This window comes from Streptosporangium sp. NPDC002524, from assembly GCF_040295985.1.
Taxonomy (GTDB): domain Bacteria; phylum Actinomycetota; class Actinomycetes; order Streptosporangiales; family Streptosporangiaceae; genus Streptosporangium.
In genome coordinates this window covers 42,535-62,137 of the sequence record NZ_JBEOWK010000006.1, presented here as the reverse complement: position 1 = coordinate 62,137, position 19,603 = coordinate 42,535, and the positions used below count along the sequence as shown (strand labels likewise).

Below are 19,603 nucleotides of genomic sequence, written 5' to 3'. Positions count from 1 at the left end.
GGGCCCCGCATGCTGGGGCGGTAATCGACGGGGATCACCTAATTCCGACTGGAGTAAAGAAATGCGCCGGCACCTGACCGCCTTCGCCGCCATCGCCCTGGCGGGAGGCATGCTGCTCACCCCCGGAACCGCGAACGCCGCGGCTCCCCGGACCACCGCGCCGCAGGGAGTCGCGGACCAGCCGCTCGCGCCGCTGAAGACGACCGTCTCCTATCCGCGCAGGGCCTGGGCGGGCGACTCGTACGTCTACACGCTCAGGATCAAGAACGTCGGCAAGTGGTACACCGACATCGCCTACGTCGGCGGCTACCTTCCCTCGCAGGCCTCCAGGGTCCGCATCGTCGGCAAGCCCGCCGGCTCGTACTGCGAGGTCTCGGGGCGCGAGGTGGGCTGCCTGCTCGACACCCTCAACCCCGGCAGGACGGCCACCCTCAAGGTCAGGGTCTGGCTGAGGAACAGCGCCCGGGGCACCGCGACCGCCGATTTCGGTTCGGCCTCGATCGACGTCCCCGCGGGCGGGCTGGGCACCCTCGACATCCACGGCATCGACGTCGGCACCGACGTCAAGTACGTGCGGGTGAAGACCCGGGTCCTCCGCTGACCGCACTCGCCGCCTTTGGCCGGGGCGATTACCGAAAACGCCTTTGACCAGGGGCGATCACCGAAAACAAGGGAGATCGCGACACCGGGAAACGCCCCGGCCGGGCGGTGACGCGGCACGCGCCGGACGCGCGGGCAGGGGCCCGCGCCGTCCGGCACGGCACCGCATCAAGCCGTTCCCGAGAAATTCCTATAGCGGAATATAATTTCTCTTTATCTCTGCATATGTGATAAAACGCTGCGGACTTTATGGGACGTTCCAGACGTCCCCTTGACTCTTCAGCTGGGAGACGTTTGATGCGCCACCCGATCTCCAAGATCGTCGCTATTGCTCTGGTCACCCCGCTGGCCGGCGGCATGCTCCTCGCCGCCCCCTCCTCGGCCGCTTCGGCGCAGGCACCGGCGGCGGTCGTCAAGGCGGAGCCGTACTCCACCTTCGCGATCACCGTCTCCGCGCCGAAGAAGGTCAAGGCGAACGGGAAGATCACCTACAAGATCAAGGCCGTCAACAAGGGCCCTCACCAGGCCGACTACTTCTTCACGGGCGGCCTACTGCCCAAGGGTTCGAAGGTCCTCAAGGTCGCCGGTCCCAAGGGCACCACGTGTGACAGCTACGAGGACGGCCTCTGGTGCTGGAACCCCAACGTCGTCGAGGTCGACGAGTACGAGACCCTCGCGATCACGGTGAAGCTCGGCAAGAAGTCGGGACGGACCGCGCAGGCCATCCTCGGCGTCGACAGCTACGACGTCCCGACCGGTGCCGAGAACCTCTCCAGGGACGAGCTGGAGCGCATGGGCATCAAGAGCTGGTACTTCGTGAAGAAGGTCAAGACCAGCATCGTGCGCTGACCCTGGTCTCCGCGTTCCCCGCGGTCTCTGTGTTTCCCGCCGGGCCCCGTCCTGCCAAAGGACGGGGCCCGGCCTCTCTCCGGGCGCCGGAGCCGCGCCCGGAAGCGCGCCGCGGGACCAGGGAACGGGACCGGGGCGCGGGACCGGGGAGCAGGACCAAGGAGCGGGACCGGGGAGCGAGACCGGGGCGCGACCACGGAGCGGGACCACAGAGTGCGGCCAACCTCATATGCACGGCGCCCCCGGACCGGGCAGGATCTCCCCATGGCGAGTTCCGGGCGGTGCGCGGGCCCATGGCCGAGATTCGTGGTCGAGATTCATGGCTGATCTGAGAGTCGTCCTGGCCGAGGACCACTACCTGGTACGCGAGGGCACCCGCAGGCTCCTGGAGACCTCCGGTGAGATCGAGGTGGTGGCCGCCGTGGGCAGCGCGGACGAGCTGCTCGACGCCGCCGGGCGGCTGCGCCCCGACGTGGTGGTCACCGACATCCGGATGCCGGGCTCGGCCGATCTCGTCCGCCCGGGGATGGAGGGCATCGACGCGGCGCACCGCGTCCGCGCCGCCTCACGGGACATCGGGGTCGTGGTGCTCTCCCAGTTCTCCGACGCGATGTTCGCTTTAGACCTGTTCAGGGACGGCACCGAGGGCCGCGCGTACCTGCTCAAGGACCGGGTCGGCGACATCGACGAGCTGCTCGGCGCGATCAGGTCGGTGGCCGCGGGCGGCTCGGTGATCGACCCCAAGGTGGTGGAGGGCCTGCTCGCCAAGCGCGGGGTACGCGGCGGTCCCCCGCCCGCGGAGCTGACGCCCAGGGAGCTGGACGTGCTCAGGGAGATGGCCCACGGCCTGTCCAACGGAGGCATCGCCCGCGCGCTGCACCTGTCGGTCTCGGCCATCGAGAAGCACGTCAACTCGATCTTCATGAAGCTGGCCCTGGAGAACAGCCCCGACACCCACCGCCGGGTGGCGGCCGTCATCACCTATCTGGGCTCGGCCTGAGCCCCTGTTCTTCTCCGCGCGGGACCGGGCCTCCGCGCCAGACGGCGTACGGTCCTCCTGGGCTCGGCCTGAGCTGCTGTTCCTCTCCGCGCGGGACCGGGCCCCCGCGCGAGGCGGCGTACGGTCCTCCCGAGGGGATCCGGAACGTCAGGCGGCGACGGGGAGGCCGTGCGCGGCCCCGGCGACCACCACCGAGGCGACGGACGACTCGGCCGCCCAGGCCAGCTCCCTGCGGTCACGTCCCCACACAGCGGGCAGCATCGTCACCTGCACCGTCAGCCTCCGGACGGCCACCACGCGGCGGAGCGAGGCCCACAGGGGGTCGTCGCCGACGAAGGCGGGCCCGGTGGCCGGTACGTCGTCCCCCTCCAGATACCTGATCGCCACCGGCCTGACCGGGGCACCGGCGTCCAGGGCGGCCTGGAACACGGCGGGCCTGAAGGAGCCCATCCCGCGCCCGCACCAGGTCGTCCCCTCCGGGAAGGCCGCCACCGGGTGGCCGTCGGCGAGCGCGGCGGCCACGCCGTCGACGGCCTCGGGCAGCGCGAGGAGCCGGTCCCTGTCGATGAACAGCGCGCCCGCGCCGGCCGCCAGCAGGCCGACCACCGGCCACGCCCGCACCTCCCGCTTGGCGAGCAGGCGGCACGGCAGGACCGCCGCCATGACGAGCGGGTCCAGCCACGACACGTGGTTGGCCACGACCAGCGGGGCCGCCCCGGCCGGCCCGTCGCCGACCGGGCGGAGTCCGGAGACGCCGGTGGCCGAACGGTGCCCGGAGACGCCGGTGACCGGGCGGAGTCCGGAGACGGAACCGGCCATGAACGCGAAGCCCTGCCGCACCTCGACCCGTACGCCGACGGCCCGCAGCACCAGCCGGGACCAGGCGCTCGTCAGCCGGAGCCTGCCCGTCGTGCCGAGCCCGCGGCCCGCGAACGCGAGCGCCGTCCCCGCCAGGACGACCAGCGCGACCGCCGCCAGGCGCATCGTCCTGCGCGGCCAGGCGGCCCTCGATCCCGGCGGGAGAAGACAGCTGGCGGGACCGCACGGCGCCGTCGGCATCCACGGGTTCACGGGGTGGCTCCCAGGAAGTGGCGCAGGTAGCGGGGGTCGGCCTCGTTCATCGAGAGCAGCACGAAGAAGTCGGCCGTACCGAAGTCGAGGTCGTGGGCGGGCGGGCCGCAGACCCAGGCGCCCAGCCGCATGTAGCCGCGCAGCAGCGGCGGCAGCGCCCGGTCCCGCCTCGTGGCGGCCGCGGAGGCGTCCTCCCGCTGCGTGGGCACGGCGGAGACCGGGTCCGCCCGCCAGGGGCGGCGCGGCGTGACGCGGTAGCCCGGCGGGGAGAGCGGCACCCGCTCCATGATCCCGGCGGCGTCGGACGTCGGCACCGAGCAGCACCCGGCCAGCCAGCCGTACCCCCCTGCCTCCATGTAGCGGGCGATTCCCGCCCACATCAGCCCGAGCACCGCGCCACCCCGGTGGCCCGGGTGCACGCAGGCCCGTCCGGCCTCCACCATGTCCCCCCGGATGCCCGCCAGCGCGCCGAGGTCGAACTCGGAGTCGGAGTAGAGGCGGTCGGCCCGGCGGGGCGCGAGCAGCCGGTAGGTGCCGACGACCTCGTCCGTGTCGTCGCATCTCACCAGGAGGTGATCGCAGTAGGCGTCGAGCGGATCGACGTCCAGGCCGGTGATGGGACTGTCCAGCCTGGCGCCCATCTCCTCGGCGAAGACCCGGTGGCGCAGGCGCTGGGCCTCGCGCATCTCGACGGCGGTAGCGGCCAGCCCGACGCTGTAGCGGGCGAGGCGCGGCTCCATGGGAAGGGTCGTCATGAGTTCATGAAGACAGCCGCAGGTGACGCGGGACCTGAGTGCCCCGCGAACTCCAGGCGTCCGGATGATGAACCACATTCACGGTCCGATCCGGAGCCAAGTACCGTAGGAACCGATGAACCAGCGCACGCTTCTGATCACGTTGAACGGCCCCGACCGACCGGGCGTGACCTCACGCCTCTTCTCGGTCCTGGCCGGCTTCCCCGTCATCGTCGCCGACGTGGAGCAGGTCGTCATCCGCGGCCGGCTCACCCTCGGCGTCCTCGTCTCGTACGCGGGCGACACGCCGACCGGCACCGGCGGCACCCTCGGTGCCCTCTGGACCGCCGTCGAGCGGACCGCGGAGGATCTCGGGCTGCAGGTGGAGCTGTCCACCGGCTCCGACCCGAAGGAGAAGCGGCGCAGGGGGCGGCTGAACGTCACCGTGCTCGGCTCGCCGCTGCAGCCCGCCGCGATGGCGGGCATCGCCGGGCGGATCGCCGCGGCCGGTGCCAACATCGACCGGATCGAGCGCCTGTCCAGTTACCCGGTGACCTGCATCGAGCTCTCCCTCTCCGGCGCCGACCCCGACACCCTCAGGGCCGAGCTCGCCGTCGAGGCGCACGCCCAGCAGGTCGACGTGGCCGTGCAGCGGACCGGCCTGCACCGCAGGGCCAAGCGGCTGATCGTGATGGACGTCGACTCGACGCTCATCCAGGCCGAGGTGATCGAGCTGCTGGCGGCGCACGCCGGCTGCCTGGAGGAGGTCGCCAGGGTCACCGAGGAGGCGATGCGCGGCGAGCTCGACTTCGCCGAGTCGCTGCGCCGCCGGGTCGCGCTGCTCAAGGGCCTCTCGGAGGAGGTCTTCGAGAAGGTGCGCAAGGAGCTCGTGCTCACCCCCGGCGCCCGGACGCTGGTACGGACGCTCAAGCGGCTCGACTACCGGTTCGCGATCGTCAGCGGCGGGTTCACGCAGCTCACCGACGCCCTCGTGGACGACCTCGGGATCGACTACTCGGCGGCCAACACCCTGGAGGTCGTCGACGGCGTGCTGACCGGGCGGGTGGTCGGCGAGATCGTCGACCGGCCGGGCAAGGCGCGGGCGCTGGAGCGCTTCGCCCGCCAGGCGGGGATCCCGATCAGCCAGACCGTGGCCATCGGCGACGGCGCCAACGACCTGGACATGATCGCGGCGGCCGGGCTGGGCATCGCGTTCAACGCCAAGCCGGTGGTCCGCCGCGCCGCCGACACCGCGGTCAACGTCCCCTACCTCGACTCGATCCTCTACCTGCTCGGCATCCCCCGCGCCGAGGTGGAGGACGCCGACGCCGAGGACGGTGTCACAACCGCCGAACGCTGACCGTGCCGAGCTCGCGGACGGTCGCGGCCGCTCGCGCCTCGGGGCGGCGGGCCACCGGCTCCTCGGAGTGGCGGGCTACCGGCTCTCCGGGGTGGCGGGCCACCGGCTCTTCGGAGTGGTGGGCTACCGGCTTTCCGGGGTGGCGGGCCACCGGCTTCTCGGAGTGGCGGGCTACCGGCTTTCCGGGGTGGTGAGCTACCGGCTTCTCGGAGTCGTGGGCTACCGGCTCTCCGGGGTGGCGGGCCGCCGGCTTCTCGGGGTGGTGAGGGCGGCCAGCCGTACGGCTTCGGCGCCGAGGCCCCGCAGGGCGGGCTGCGCGGCGGCGGCGTGCCTGACGCGCCGGCGCAGGCCGGTCATCCTGTTGGCCACGTCCTCGTGCGGACCGGCCGGATCACCCGGATCACCCGGATCGGCCGGATCAACTGGATCAGCCGGATCAGCCGGATCGGCGCGCTCCGCGCGCTCCGCGAGCTCCGCGAGTTCGGCGATCTCGTCCAGGCGGCGGGCGGCCAGCGCGTCCACGTACGCGCCGAGCTCGTCGAGCACCGCGTCGAGATCGTCGGGCGGCACCCCGGCCTCCTCCGTCCTGACCGCCTCGGCGACCTTCTCCAGCCGGTCGGCGACGAGGTCGAGGACCGTCACCGTGGGCCCCGCCCCCTCCTCGGGCGGCGGCACCGCCAGCAGCGCGAGCGCGTTGTCCCGCAACCGCCCGGCCGCCGTCAGCGACTCCCTGAGCCGCCTCGGCGCGCTGCCGCCCGGTTCCTTGTCCAGCAGGTCCAGGGAGTCGGCGAGCCGCCCGGCGGCGTCGGCCGCGGCGAAGCCACGGACGTCCACCTGGGCGGGGTCCCTGTCGATCAGCGACCGCACCAGGACGGCGTGGCTGTCGAGCATCTCCGCGACCCTGGCGGTCAGCCGGGCCCGGTGCCCCCTGGGCCACAGCAGCCGGGCGAAGAGCAGCGCCAGCGCGCCGCCCGCGACCGTGAGCCCCACCCTGGCCGCCGCCGCGCCCCAGTCGAGCGGCAGGGAGAAGTCGGACAGCATCAGCGAGAGCGGTGTGGAGAAGATCGCCCAGTATCCGTAGCCGGACCCGCGCAGCGCGAAGCCCAGCGCCGCGCAGACGGAGATGAAGAGCGTCAGGTACAGATGACCCGGCGCGATCGCCAGCACCACCGCGGCGGCCATCGCGCCCACGGCCGTGCCCAGCACCCTCAGCAGCACCCGTTCCACCGTGTCGCGGTAGGCGGGCCGGAGGCTGACCGCCACGGTCACCACGAACCACTTCGCGTAGTGCTCGTGGACCAGCACCATGAGCGTCATGGCCGTGATCACCGCCAGTCCCACCCGGACCGGGTGGTGCCCCGCCGAGACCACCGGTCTGCGGGGCCGTACGAACCTCGGCGGGCGGGGGCCCACCTCGACGCCCTCGGCGGCCTGCCGCGCCACCGAGCGCACCGCCATCGCGATCCGGTCCACCCCCTGGCGCATCTGCCCCACCAGGACGGCCGCGGGCAGTGGCGTGCCGCCCGCGCGGGCGGTCGCGCGGATCTCGTCCACCCGGTCGGCGAACCGCCCGATGGCGGCCAGCGCCTCCGGGATCCGCGACGAACCGCCGAGCAGCGCGGCCTCCCGCAGCGCGCGGGCCAGCACCCCGACCGCCTCGTCCAGCTCCCGGACCCACTCCGTCCCGATGCCCGCCTCCACCGCCGCCGCGCGCAGGACGCGCAGCGCGATCGTGTGCTGGAAGACGCGGGCCAGCGTGGCCGGGAGCCGCTCCGGCGACCGGTCGTCCTCCACGGAGATCCGGTAGAGGGAGAGCGCCCTGTCCAGGTCCTTCAGCGCGGTGACGGCCCGCCAGCGCAGCGGCTCCCAGCTCTCGTCCGCGAGCGGCGCCCTCCCCCCGGCCGCCAGGAGGTCGGCCAGCGCCGTACCGGCCTCCTCCACCGCCCTGCGGAGCGGCCGGAGACGCCGTACCGGCCAGACCGCCACGACCACCAGCACGGCCAGCAGGCCGCCGGCGGCCGTGACCCCCATGTGGAGCGGCACGCTCATCCCGGGGAGCGCGAAGTACGCCAGGCTCACGGAGAGCACCGCGGGGGTGCCCAGCGCCGGCCAGTAGACGCCCGCCGCCGCGACCAGGCCGACCACCACGACGGCGACCGACCGGGGGCCGGGCTGGATGAGCGCCCCGAGACCGACACCGAGCGTGACCGCGGTCGTGGTGACGAGCAACCCCCGGACGCGATCACCGTACGGCTCGCCCGGGGCGTCCCCGAAGAGCGTGAGATAGCCGCCCAGGGCCACCGAGGCGCCCATCTGGAGGTGGCCCAGCAGGACACCGAGCATCAGGGGGAGGCAGATGACCAGCGCGCACAGCAGGCCGTACCCCCAGGCCGGACGGCCGGAGAGCCGGAAGTCGGCGCGCAGCGCGCCGGTGAGCCCTCGCATGCCACCCCCGATCGCGCCTCTCGCGCCGCCCCTCCCGGAACCGCGCCGGATCCCGGTACGTCCGGGGATCTCACCGGGGGGTTCGTCTCAGTACTTCCGGGGGCTCTTCCAGTGCTTTCCGGGGACCCGCGGGGGGCTCGTCTCAGTGCTTCTTGGGGCTCCAGCGGGCGATACCGCGACCGGTGTCGAGCCCGGACCACTCGCCGTCGACCTCGATGACGGCGAACGCGCCGGGCGGGAACCCGGCGTCGCCGTCGACGGCGGTGAGCTGCGTGACCAACTCCTGGACCCCGGGGTTGTGACCGACCAGGACCAGCGTGCCGACCTCGGGGTCGCTCCGCCGGATCAGCGTGAGCAGCTCGTCGGGGTAGGCCTCGTAGATGGCCGGTTCGATGAGGATCTCCGCGCCGGGGAGCGCCAGGTCCGCGGTCCGCCGGGTCCGTACCGACGGCGAGCAGAGCACCAGGTCGGGGGTGAGGTCCATGCCCGCGAGAGCCGCGCCGACCCTGAGGGCGTCGCGCTCGCCGATCTCGGTGAGGGGCCGCTCGCGGTCGGCGAGGCCGGAGGTGTGGACCGCCTTGGCGTGGCGCAGGACGACGAGCGTGCGCGCCGTCATCGCGACGCCCACATGGCCAGGCCCACGATCACCGCGAACACCGCGGCCATCGCCAGCAGGATGAGGACGAGTGTCTTGCCTCCGGAGGGCTGCTGTTCCATACCGGCCAGTTTCCCACTGGGGTGTCCCGCACACGCCGAAGGGGTGCACGCGGCCCGTGCACCCCTTCGTCAAACATTGCTCAGCTGGAGACCGGCTCCGGCTCGCGGTCGGAGTTGCTCTCCTCCGTCGGGGCGATGCTCGCCGAACGACGCTTGGAGATGACGACCGCGGCGATGACGATGCCCACCGCCAGCACCGTGATGCCGATGCGCAGCACGGGGCTGTCGGCGTAGGTCACCACGGCCGGGGCGATCAGCAGCGCCACGAGGTTCATCACCTTGAGGAGCGGGTTGATCGCCGGTCCGGCGGTGTCCTTGAACGGGTCGCCGACGGTGTCACCGATGATGGTGGCCTCGTGGGCCGGCGAGCCCTTGCCGCCGTGGTGACCGTCCTCGACCAGCTTCTTCGCGTTGTCCCAGGCACCACCGGAGTTGGCCAGGAACACCGCCATGAGCGTGCCGCACGCGATGGCACCGGCCAGGAACGCGCCGAGCGGGGCGTACCCGAGGGCGAAACCGACGGCGATCGGGGTCAGCACGGCCAGCAGGCCGGGCGTCGCCAGCTCCCGCAGCGAGTCGCGGGTGCAGATGTCGACGACCCTGCCGTAGTCGGGCAGCTCCGTCCCCGCCATGATCCCCGGCTTGGTGCGGAACTGCTCGCGCACCTCGAAGACCACCCGCCCGGCCGCGCGGCCGACCGCCATGATCGCCAGTCCGGAGAACATGAACACCACCGCGGCGCCGATGATCAGGCCGACCAGCACGTTCGGGGAGTCGACGCTCAGGCTGAACGAGCTGAACGAGCCCAGCGCCTGTTTCACGCTCGCCGTCGCCCCGGCCAGCTGGGTCTCGACCGCCGTACGGAACGCGCCGAACAGCGCGGTCGCGGCGAGCACGGCCGTGGCGATCGCGATGCCCTTGGTGATCGCCTTGGTGGTGTTGCCGACGGCGTCCAGCGAGGTGAGGACCTGGGCGCCCTCGCCCTCGACGTCGCCGGACATCTCGGCGATGCCCTGGGCGTTGTCGGAGACCGGGCCGAAGGTGTCCATCGAAACGATCACGCCGACCGTGGTCAGCAGGCCGGTGCCCGCCAGCGCCACGGCGAACAGGGCGATGGTGACGTTGCCGAAGCCCAGCAGGAACGCCCCGTAGACGGCCGCTCCGATGATCAGCGCGGAGTAGACCGCCGACTCCAGGCCGACGCTGATGCCGGACAGGATGACCGTGGCGGGGCCCGTACGGGAGCTCTCGCCGATGTCCCGCACCGGACGGCGGTTCGTCTCGGTGAAGTAGCCGGTGAGGATCTGGATGGCGCTCGCCAGCACCAGGCCGATGAGCACCGCCCCGACCGCGATCAGGCGCGGGTCCGAGGTGACCGCGGCGATCTGCGGGCTCACCCCGGTCAGCCCGGAGAAGGTCGCCGGCAGGTAGAGGTAGGCCGCGACGGCGACGAGGATCGCCGAGATGGCCGCCGAGATGAAGAAACCCCGGTTGATCGCGGCCATCGCGTTGCGGTCGCCGGCGCGCGGGGCGGTGACGAAGATGCCGATGATCGCCGTGATCACACCGATCATGGGCACGATCAGCGGGAACACCAGTCCCTCGACGCCGAAGGCCACCTTGCCCAGGATCAGGCTGGCGACGAGCATGACCGCGTAGGACTCGAACAGGTCGGCGGCCATGCCCGCGCAGTCACCGACGTTGTCGCCGACGTTGTCGGCGATGGTGGCGGCGTTGCGCGGATCGTCCTCGGGAATGCCCTGCTCGACCTTGCCGACCAGGTCGGCGCCGACGTCGGCGGCCTTGGTGAAGATGCCTCCGCCGACTCGCATGAACATCGCGAGCAGCGCGGCGCCGAAGCCGAAGCCCTCCAGCACGGCCGGGGCGTCGCCCCCGTAGGTGATCACCACCACGGCCGCGCCGAGGAGGCCGAGGCCAACGGTGATCATTCCGGCCACGCCGCCGGTGCGGAAGGCGATCCGCATGGCGACCTTCTCACCGGACGCGCGGGCCGCGGCGGCGACGCGGACGTTGCCGCGCACCGCCAGCCACATGCCGATGAATCCGGTCAGCGCGGAGAACAGCGCGCCGACGACGAAGAAAGCCGATCTGCCGATCCTCACGCTGGTCGTCTCGGCGGGAAGGAGATACAGCAGGAACGGAATCAGGATGACGAACAACGCGAGTGTCCGGAACTGCCGCGTAAGGTACGCGGAAGCCCCTTCCTGGACGGCTCTCGCGATGTTCTGCATACGTTCGGTGCCTTGGTCGGCGGCCAGCACCTCGCGCACCAGGGTGCCGGCGACGGCGAGTGCGAGAAGGGCGACGACGGCGACCACGATGATGATGGTGAAGTGGTGACCACTCAGGGATACCGCTGGCTCTGCAGCGGCGAGATGGAGCACAGACATCCGACTCTCCTTGGCAAGACGGGAACACGTCCTGCCCGGAGTGCGCTGCGATGAGGTTAGGCGGCTGAAGCGGCGCACATCCGGGATGGTTGGCAGTGCCGCTTCCAGTTGCAGACCCCCACGGAGGGCGGCTCGCGTGCGGGCCGCTCCGAAGGATAAACCTTGGCCGGTTCCGGGAGTCTACGCAGCGACGACGCGGATATGAAGCCTCTGCCCCCGCACATTTGGCGACCCGGACAGTGCCTCCTGACGACCGACCTGCTTATGAGGTCATTTCACCGGTCACACCTGTCCCGCCCGCCCCTATTTCGACCCAGTTTCAGGCAAGAAACAGCCAAATTAAGTTTGAGCCGAAATTGAGATCCCCGCATCGGGTGACGCAGGTGGGGCTCATGTGGACACCGGAGACAACCCTCCGGCGAACCAGCCGTCGGCCACCGGCCCTCTCGCCGCCCCTTCCGGACGGCCGCCGACCTTGCGGACGTAGGACCTCTGGACGGTCGGGCGGCCGGGTTTTCGAACGGTGAGCCCTCCGGACGGTCAGGCGGCCGGACCTTCGAACGGTGAGCCCTCCGGACAGTCGAGCGGCCGGACCTTCGGAAGGCCGAACCTCCGAACGGGGCCGGGCAGGTGCGGGTGGACGTCACGGGCGAGCACCCCTCGGAACCACAGCCTTTTCCGGCTCCCCGGGACCGCAGCCCTTCCCGGCCCCCGGGACCGCAGCCCTTTCCTGCCCCTGGGACCGCAGCCTCTTCAGACCCTTGGGGTCACAGCCCCTCGGGGCCGCATGCCCCCTCCAAACGAACAACCGGGCGTATCCACATGGACACACCCGGCCGCCGAAGTCTTCCGTGTCAGACCGGAGACATCCCGTTCGTCGCCGCCGGCCAGCTCATGCGTATGCACATGCCCTTCTGGCTCGGGTAGACCTGAACGTCGTCGGCCAGCCCCGCGATGACCGCGATGCCGAAACCGGCCATCAGGTCATCGGGAAGCTGCCCGAACGGATCGTCGAACCCCAGAAGGGCTCGATCATGCTCCAGCTCGTCACTGTCACTGGGGGCGGAGTCGGTGACCGTCACCTCGAAACGCCCCAAGTCATCACGTAGCTCGATCCGGATCGGCTCCCCCGGACAGTGGAGGCGATGTGCCTCCACGGCCCGCGAGCACGCCTCACCGACAGCGAGCCTTACCTCGTCCAGCAGCGACTCCTGCACACCGGTGCGCCTGGCGATAGCCGTGGCGACCAGGCGTGCCGTCCGCACATGCGCGGGGAGAGCGCTGAACGTCAGCTCGACGGTAGCCACGACTACTTGTCTCGACCGTGAGCTTCCTTGGCCTCGTCGACCGAGGCGTAGATCCCGAAGACCTTTGTCAGTCCGGTGATCCGGAAAATCTTCAGGATGCGCTCCTGGGTGCAGACAAGCTCCAGTGAGCCATCGTGCGCCCTAACTCGCTTGAGCCCGCCGACCAGGACACCAAGGCCCGTGGAGTCAAGGAAGTCGACCTTCTCCATGTTGACGAGCAGGTGGAAATTCCCCTTGTTGACCAGGTCGATCAGGAGCTCACGCAATCTGGGCGCGGTGTAGACATCGATCTCACCCTCGACCTCAACGATGGTGAGACGGTCCTCGGAATGGTGGTCCAACTTCAGATCCACAGATCCTCCAGCGCCTTGCCTGCGAAAGTACCGATTCGAGCGTGCCTTCCTGGGACCGGGTGGCCCCCGGACGACAAGCCCCGACGCGCGGCATTCAACCATGCGTACGCTCAGTGTCTATACGAAATCACGATTCCCGGCGACTCTGCCCACAGATGTGAGACTGGAAACCAGTGACCCCGCCCTCATCCTCGCCCCTCAGAGTGGGCACCGCGCTCAGCCGCCTCCTCGACGTTCCCGCACGTCATGGGCGTGTCACCCATGTTGAGCGCGTTCCCGCACGTCAGGCCGGTGAGACCCGGTGGCCGGACTGGGTCGACCAGCGGCTGGTTACGCGCTGGGCGAACCACGGTATTTCCGGCCTGTGGCCACATCAGGCCGAGGCCGCGGACCTGATCCACCGTGGCCAAAACGTGATCATTTCCACAGGGACCGCATCGGGAAAATCCCTTTCTTACCTGGTCCCGGCGCTCTCCTCGACGCTCGACGGCGGCACGGTCCTCTATCTGTCGCCCAGCAAGGCGCTGGCCGCCGACCAGCTCCGCGCGCTGCGCGAGCTCGATCCTCCCGGGCTCCGGGCCGCCACCTACGACGGCGACACCTCCTTCGAGGAGAGGGTCTGGGTGCGCAAGCACGCCAACTACGTCCTCACCAACCCGGACATGCTCCATCGCGGGCTGCTGCCCCGTCACGCCCAGTGGTCGCTCTTCTGGCGGCGGCTCCGGATGGTCGTCGTGGACGAGTGCCACGGCTATCGGGGGGTGTTCGGCTCCCATGTCGCGCAGATCCTGCGCCGCCTGCGCCGGATCTGCGCCCGCTACGGCTCCAGCCCGGCCTTCCTGCTCTCCTCGGCGACGGCCAGCGAGCCCGGAATCTTCGCGAACCGCCTGACGGGCCTCCAGATGGCCGAGGTGACCACCGACGCCTCCCCCCGGGGCGCGACCACCTTCGCGCTGTGGGAACCACCCCTGACCGATCTGCGCGGCGAGGGCGGTGCCCCTGTCCGCCGCCCGGCGACCGCCGAGAGCGCGGACCTCCTGGCCGACCTCGTCGCCGCCGACGTGCGGACCCTGGCCTTCGTACGCTCCCGCCGGGCCGCCGAGACCGTGGCCCTCACCACGCGGGCCAAACTCCAGGACCTCATCGCCGACGGGGAGGCGCCCGCGGACCTGCCCGGCAAGGTGGCGGCCTACCGGGCGGGATATCTGGCCGAGGACCGCAGGGGTCTGGAGAAGGCGCTGCGCTCCGGCGAACTGCTCGGCCTGGCGACGACCAACGCGCTGGAACTCGGCGTCGACATCTCCGGCCTGGACGCCGTGCTCATCGCGGGGTGGCCGGGAACCCGCGCCTCCCTCTGGCAGCAGGCGGGGAGGGCCGGGCGGGACGGACAGGACGCGCTGGCGGTGCTGATCGCGAGGGACGACCCCCTGGACACCTATCTCGTCCACCACCCGGAAGCCCTGTTCGGCCGCCCCGTGGAGACGATCGTGCTCGACCCCGGCAACCCGTACGTGCTGGGGCCCCACCTGTGCGCGGCGGCGGCCGAGATCCCGCTGACCCACGACGAGCTGGACATCTTCGGCCCGACCACCAAGGAGGTGCTCGCGGGCCTGGTCGGGGACGGCCTGCTCAGGGAACGCGCCGCGGGCTGGTTCTGGACCAGCCGGAGACGCGCCACCGACCTCGCCGACATCCGGGGGGCGGGCGCCGCGCCCGTCCAGGTCGTCGAGATGTCCACCGGGCGGCTGCTCGGCACCGTGGACGAGCCCTCGGCTCACTCCGCCGTGCACACCGGCGCCGTCTACGTGCACCAGGGAGAGACGTTCCTGGTGGCCGAACTCGACCTGGAGGCGGGGGTCGCGCTGGTCGAGGCCGGGACTCCCGACTACACGACCTTCGCCAGGGACGTCACCGACATCTCGGTCATCGAATCCTTTCGCTCGCACCCTCTCGGGCAGGGAGAGCTCCATTTCGGCGCGGTCGAGGTGACGAGTCAGGTGGTGGCCTATCTCAAGCGCCGGGCCCAGAGCGGCGAACTCATGGGAGACGAACCCCTCGACCTGCCCCCGCGCACACTGCGAACCCGCGCCGTCTGGTGGACGCTACCCATCTCGGCGATCATCCCCCTGGCCGGAGAGGGCGTGGACCTCGGCGGTGCCGCGCACGCCGCCGAACACGCCTCCATCGGCCTGCTGCCGCTCTTCGCGACCTGCGACCGCTGGGACATCGGAGGTGTCTCCACGGAACTCCACCCCGACACCGGGCTGCTCACCGTCTTCGTCTACGACGGCCACGAGGGCGGCGCCGGTTTCGCCGAACGCGGTTACGCCCGCGCACACGACTGGCTCACGGCCACCCGCGAGGCCATCGCCTCCTGCGAGTGCGAACGCGGCTGCCCCTCGTGCATCCAGTCTCCCAAGTGCGGCAACGGCAACGAACCCCTCGACAAGGCCGGAGCCCTTCGCCTCCTCGCCGTCCTGCTCTCCCAGGACGACCCGCGAACGTGACAGCGGGGAGACCCGCGAACGTGACAGCGGGGAAGAGCATGATGACGGGGAAGAGCCAGGGGCAGGACAGCTGGAGGACCCGGGAAAGCCGAGGGGAGCCGGGGGGTCATGGGGGCCGGGAGCCGAGGGCCGCAGGGGCCGGGAGGCGCGGGAGCCGAGATCGCTGGAGCCGGGGAGCCGGGGGCGGGACAACCACAGGCACCACAGATTTCATCAGCCCGTCATCGGTGACACCACCGATCATGATCGGCCAGTGGTGGAGCGTCACAGGCGCGACAGATTTCATCAGCCTGTCGTCAGGGACCGGTTTCATCGGCTCGTCGTCAGGGATGGGTTTCGTCAGCTCGCCCTCAGGGGCGGTTTCGTCAGCCTGTCGTCAAGGGCCGGGATCGGTGATGTGCACGGGACCCGCACGTGCCCTGGCGGTGATCGCCACGGGTCCTCTCAGGGGCAGTGATACCTCCATGGTCACCTCGATGTCCGCGATGCCACCGTCGCTGAGAGAACATCGAGTGACCCTGACCTCGTTGTCCGTGGCGAGCGAGGAAGCCCTCACGCAGCTTCGGCCGGGATCCGCGAAGGCCAGCCGGGCGGCAGCGAGCGCGCTCAGGTCGGCGGCGCCCTGCGCCCGGTGACGCGCGACCCTCGCCATGCCCGCGAACACGACCGCCACCGCGACCGCGAAGACCAGCGCCATGAGCCCGACCGTCCAGATCGTCGCCGACCCTCGCTGCGCGCCCCTTCCACGCGCGCCCGTACTCGTGCCCATGCCGCCCTCTCGCCTCACCACACCCACGCCCTCTCCCCGTCATCGCCGACCCTCGCTGCGCGTTCTCTCCACGCGCGCGCCTGTATTCGTGCCGACCTCTCGCCCCACCACACCCACGCCCCCTCTTCCTCCTCCTCGTCTCCGCCCTCGCTGCGCCTCCCTTCCACGCGCGCGCGTGTACTCGCACCTGTATCGACCTCTCACCCCGCCACAGCCACGCCCCTCTCCTTGGCATCGCCGACCCTCGCTGCGCCTCCCTTCCACGCGCGCCGGTACTCGCGCCCATACCGACCTCTCTCCCCCGCCACACCCATGTCCCTTTCCTCTCCCGTGGTCCCCTGGTCCCCTGGCCCGGTTCCGGTCTTCTGGTCGGCACATGGGCTCTGGTCGGCACTTGACTGGCACCGCCGCCACAGACATGGTCGAGCGGGGGCTGACTGTGACGGTGAACCGAGGGACCCCTGCGAGCCCGGCCGCGAGCCGTGACCTATGGCCCCAATCCCGGCTCGGTGATGGAGACGGCGGTCGCGTGAACGGTCACGCTCGGGAGCGAGGCACCCCAGCGAGGCCTGACGTGCACGGACACCTCCACCCGCACCTTCTCCGCACTCCGGGTCACCGCGACCACGGCACCCGCCGGAGCCGCCGACAGGACACCACCCCGGACCCGCTCAAGCGGCTCGCCGCGCGAGGCGGCCCGAGCCCCGGCCCGCGCGGCGTCCACACACTCCAGTCGCGCCTCGACCGCCGCCACGGCCCACAGCCCCGCTCCCAGCACGACCATGAGGGCAGGTAGCACGGCAGCCGTCTCCGCGGTCACCGAACCCCTCGACCGGCGAGAAACGGGCACCGACGCCGGGAGGATCATCCGGCCACGGTGAGCGCTCGGTTGATCAAAGCCGTGATCATCTGCTGGACCTCGGAACTCGTCACCACCTTGAAAAGAAGGGCGGCGAAAGCGCAGGCGGCGATCGTTCCGACCGCGTACTCGGCGGTGGACATGCCTCGGTCGCGATGCGCGCCGGTGGTCAGCAGTGCCCACCGGGCACGTGGCCACCGCGACCAGTCGCGCCGCGTGTGAACAGCGTCGGGCCGCGCGCGAACGACACCGGTTCGAGCCATCTGCTCCTCCTGGAGATCTCCGCCGGACCCACCGTCCGGCATCGGTCCTGCCAGGGTTCTCCATGCGCCCGTGGCCCCGTTGACCCGAACCGCATTCTGGGGAAAACCTCGGACTGTCCACAGCGGGGAAGTTGTCCACAGCCGGGTTGCAGAGAATGTCGATAGAAAGCACGAAACGGCCTCCTGCGAACGAAGGAAGCCGTTTCCGGGGGCCAGATGGGGATATTTCCAGAGCTCTATCCACAGGAATCATCGTTTTCCTGTGGATAACCCGGCCCCGTCGGGGAAAACCCTGTGGATAACTCAGGGAAGCAGCACCTCACCGGCGAGACCGGCAACGACCGGGATGATTCCCAGAAAGACGAAGGCGGGCAGAAAACACAACCCCAGGGGAGCCACGACCTGGACCCCCACCCGCTGGGCGGCTGCCGACGACGCGGCGCGAGCGGCACGGCGGGAGTCGTCGGACAGCCTGATGAGGACATCGGCCACCGGTGCGCCACTCAGCGCGGCCCGGCTCATGGCCCGTGCCAGAGGGGCGAGCGAACGCTCGGAGTCGAGGGCCTGCCAGGCGCTCTCCGGCGCGGCTCCCAGCCTCAGCCGGCCACTCACCCAGGCCAGTCTCTCGCCCAACGGCCCGCCGATCGCCTCCACCGTCACATCGAGGGCGCCGGTGATCGGCTGGCCGGCGCGCAGGCAGGCGACCATGAGATCGGCCGCCAGTGGCAGATCCGCCGTCACCCTTCGGCGTTCCTCGCGCAGTTCGGGGGACTCCCGCCTCCGCAGGACCACCAGCGCGATCCCGAAACCGGCGACGCCCGCGACCGCCCCCGGCAGGCCACCCACGGCCAGGAACGCCGCCAGCCCGGGAGCGAGGGCGACCGCGACCTCGCTCCGGCCCGGCCGCCGCCTCCCCCTCGGCTCGCGAGCCTTCCCCTCGAACCCCCCGCGAGCGTTCCCCGCTGACGCACCGCGGGCCTTCTCTCCCGACGCATTGCGGACCTTCCCTCCTGACGCACCGCGGACCTTCCTCTCGGCTGTGCCGCGAGTCGTGCTCGCGGACGTATCGCGAAACACGCGCGATGGCGCGTCGCGAACCATGTGCGCGGAAGGAGCACGGGCCGTGCCCGTGGACAGGGAGAACGCGGGTGCTTCGGCCTCCTGCGACATCTCCGGGAACCCTGCCGGATGGGATGAGCGCCGCACGCGGCGGAGCCGGTCGGCGGGTTCTCTCCGAGTGCTCCACAGCCGGGCGGCGATCCCGGCGAGCACCACGGCCAGCAAAATGATCATTGTCATTCGTCCTCTCGAAGCTGTTCTCCCAGCCCTGTCCTCCTCAGCCCCGGCCCCTTGAGCTGTCCCCTTCACCCCCCCGGCCCCTCGGAGCCGACTCCTCATACCTGGCCGCGTTGTCCTCCCAGCCCCGGCCCTTCAGACTCGACTCCTCACACCCGGCCGCGCTCTCCTCCCAGCCCCGATCCCTCAGACCCCTTACATCTGGCCGTATGGAATAACTGGCCACACGGGCCCGGCCCCTCACACCTGGTCACGCGGTCATCAAGCCTGCTGGGCACGCGTGACCAGACGGTGGGTCCACCACATCCCGCAGGCGTCGAGCGCGAGGCCGACGACCAGGCAGCCGGCACCCGCCGGGCCGCCGAACAGGAAATGCAGCGGGCGCATGCCGAGACCGGCCGCCATCAGCAGACCGAGAACGGGCAGACCCGCGAGCAGCCGGGCCGTGGCCCGGGGACCGGCGAGCTGGGCGGTGACGTTGTGACGATGAGCCTGGGCCTCTCGCAGGGAGTCGGCGACACGATCGACGAGAACGGCCAATCCCGCCCCGGCGGTCACGCTCACCTTCCAGCAGGCGGCCAGCCCCCGGAACGCCTCTCCTCCGTGTTCGGGTGCCACCGCCAGCAGCGCGGCGGGGACGTCACCTCCGTCTCTCGCGGCCGCGACCAGTGGACGCAGGACGACGGGATCGGGAAACCCCGCCGCCCCCACGGCCCGTGCCAGCGCCTCACCCGCCGTCCGCCCCGCCGTGAGCTCCGCGGAGAGTCCCTGGCACAGCTCGATCGACGCGGCCCGCCAGGCTTCCACACGCTTGGAAGGCCGCGACCGGGCGGCGAACCTCTCGCGGAGGGAACCCGAGACGACCTGGTTTCGACGTCTCATCCGGCGCAGGCGGGCGGTGCCCGGATCCGCTCCTGCCCACAACCAGACCGCCAGAGCGGCGAGAACCAGGGCGGTCGCCATTATGACGCCGGCCGTGCCACTGACCGTGGTACCAGCTGTGACACCGACCGTGATGTCGGCTGTGACACTGGCCGTTCCGCCGGTTGTGACGGCGAACGT

The 19,603-nt window shown here is 71.1% G+C and carries 17 protein-coding genes; 5 read left to right on the top strand and 12 right to left on the bottom strand.

The genetic code is table 11. From position 1 onward, the window contains the following. The first annotated feature begins 61 nt into the window (after nt 1-61). The 3 genes from ABT053_RS11705 to ABT053_RS11695 all read left to right on the top strand — a co-directional run bounded on the left by ABT053_RS11705 (nt 62) and on the right by ABT053_RS11695 (nt 2,449). Nucleotides 62-601: a hypothetical protein gene (locus ABT053_RS11705; RefSeq protein ID WP_350968892.1), complete on the top strand. Its 540-nt coding sequence runs from the start codon at nt 62-64 to the stop codon at nt 599-601. A gap of 296 nt (nt 602-897) precedes the next feature. Next, nucleotides 898-1,449 (top strand): hypothetical protein, encoded by a 552-nt coding sequence (locus tag ABT053_RS11700; RefSeq protein ID WP_350968891.1) that lies wholly within the window; start codon nt 898-900, stop codon nt 1,447-1,449. 319 nt (nt 1,450-1,768) lie between these two features. Next, a complete protein-coding gene (locus ABT053_RS11695) occupies nt 1,769-2,449 on the top strand; it encodes a response regulator transcription factor (protein ID WP_350968890.1) in 681 nt (226 codons plus the stop codon). Nucleotides 2,450-2,596: 147 nt separating this feature from the next. Here ABT053_RS11695 and ABT053_RS11690 read toward each other — a convergent pair whose 3' ends face one another. Then, on the bottom strand, nt 2,597-3,520 hold the full coding sequence (locus ABT053_RS11690) for a lysophospholipid acyltransferase family protein (protein ID WP_350968889.1): 924 nt from the start codon (nt 3,518-3,520) through the stop codon (nt 2,597-2,599). Then, nucleotides 3,517-4,275, bottom strand: a complete 759-nt coding sequence (locus ABT053_RS11685; protein WP_350968888.1) for a GNAT family N-acetyltransferase — start codon at nt 4,273-4,275, stop codon at nt 3,517-3,519. Before ABT053_RS11685 ends, ABT053_RS11690 begins: the two co-directional genes overlap by 4 nt. Nucleotides 4,276-4,390: 115 nt before the next feature. Here ABT053_RS11685 and serB point away from each other — a divergent pair, with 115 nt between their 5' ends. Next, on the top strand, nt 4,391-5,614 hold the full coding sequence (serB, locus tag ABT053_RS11680) for a phosphoserine phosphatase SerB (RefSeq protein WP_350968887.1): 1,224 nt from the start codon (nt 4,391-4,393) through the stop codon (nt 5,612-5,614). A gap of 219 nt (nt 5,615-5,833) precedes the next feature. Here the strand turns inward: serB and ABT053_RS11675 are convergent, their stop codons facing one another. The 5 genes from ABT053_RS11675 to ABT053_RS11655 all read right to left on the bottom strand — a co-directional run bounded on the left by ABT053_RS11675 (nt 5,834) and on the right by ABT053_RS11655 (nt 12,847). Next, entirely contained in the window at nt 5,834-8,059 is a 2,226-nt protein-coding gene (locus tag ABT053_RS11675) for an FUSC family protein (protein WP_350968885.1), read from the bottom strand. Nucleotides 8,060-8,201: 142 nt separating this feature from the next. Further along, nucleotides 8,202-8,675 (bottom strand): SixA phosphatase family protein, encoded by a 474-nt coding sequence (locus ABT053_RS11670; protein WP_350968884.1) that lies wholly within the window; start codon nt 8,673-8,675, stop codon nt 8,202-8,204. Between the two features lie 181 nt (nt 8,676-8,856). Then, a complete protein-coding gene (locus ABT053_RS11665) occupies nt 8,857-11,187 on the bottom strand; it encodes a sodium-translocating pyrophosphatase (RefSeq protein WP_350968882.1) in 2,331 nt (776 codons plus the stop codon). Between the two features lie 854 nt (nt 11,188-12,041). Continuing rightward, nucleotides 12,042-12,494: an ATP-binding protein gene (locus ABT053_RS11660; RefSeq protein WP_329088933.1), complete on the bottom strand. Its 453-nt coding sequence runs from the start codon at nt 12,492-12,494 to the stop codon at nt 12,042-12,044. Between the two features lie 2 nt (nt 12,495-12,496). Next, nucleotides 12,497-12,847 carry an STAS domain-containing protein gene (locus tag ABT053_RS11655; RefSeq protein ID WP_030916965.1) on the bottom strand — a complete coding sequence of 117 codons (351 nt, stop codon included), beginning with the start codon at nt 12,845-12,847 and terminating at the stop codon, nt 12,497-12,499. A 203-nt stretch (nt 12,848-13,050) separates the two neighbouring features. Between ABT053_RS11655 and ABT053_RS11650 the strand changes: the two genes are divergently transcribed. Further along, nucleotides 13,051-15,354 carry a DEAD/DEAH box helicase gene (locus tag ABT053_RS11650; protein ID WP_350969257.1) on the top strand — a complete coding sequence of 768 codons (2,304 nt, stop codon included), beginning with the start codon at nt 13,051-13,053 and terminating at the stop codon, nt 15,352-15,354. A gap of 376 nt (nt 15,355-15,730) precedes the next feature. Here ABT053_RS11650 and ABT053_RS11645 read toward each other — a convergent pair whose 3' ends face one another. The 5 genes from ABT053_RS11645 to ABT053_RS11625 all read right to left on the bottom strand — a co-directional run bounded on the left by ABT053_RS11645 (nt 15,731) and on the right by ABT053_RS11625 (nt 19,423). Further along, complete coding sequence (locus ABT053_RS11645; RefSeq protein ID WP_350968881.1) at nt 15,731-16,123, bottom strand: Rv3654c family TadE-like protein; 393 nt, start codon at nt 16,121-16,123, stop codon at nt 15,731-15,733. Between the two features lie 487 nt (nt 16,124-16,610). Then, nucleotides 16,611-16,922 carry a TadE family type IV pilus minor pilin gene (locus ABT053_RS11640; protein WP_502991731.1) on the bottom strand — a complete coding sequence of 104 codons (312 nt, stop codon included), beginning with the start codon at nt 16,920-16,922 and terminating at the stop codon, nt 16,611-16,613. Between the two features lie 65 nt (nt 16,923-16,987). Then, nucleotides 16,988-17,245 (bottom strand): DUF4244 domain-containing protein, encoded by a 258-nt coding sequence (locus tag ABT053_RS11635; protein ID WP_350968879.1) that lies wholly within the window; start codon nt 17,243-17,245, stop codon nt 16,988-16,990. Nucleotides 17,246-17,548: 303 nt separating this feature from the next. Further along, a complete protein-coding gene (locus ABT053_RS11630) occupies nt 17,549-18,091 on the bottom strand; it encodes a type II secretion system F family protein (RefSeq protein WP_350968878.1) in 543 nt (180 codons plus the stop codon). Between the two features lie 711 nt (nt 18,092-18,802). After that, on the bottom strand, nt 18,803-19,423 hold the full coding sequence (locus tag ABT053_RS11625; protein ID WP_350968877.1) for a type II secretion system F family protein: 621 nt from the start codon (nt 19,421-19,423) through the stop codon (nt 18,803-18,805). Nucleotides 19,424-19,603: the final 180 nt, after the last annotated feature.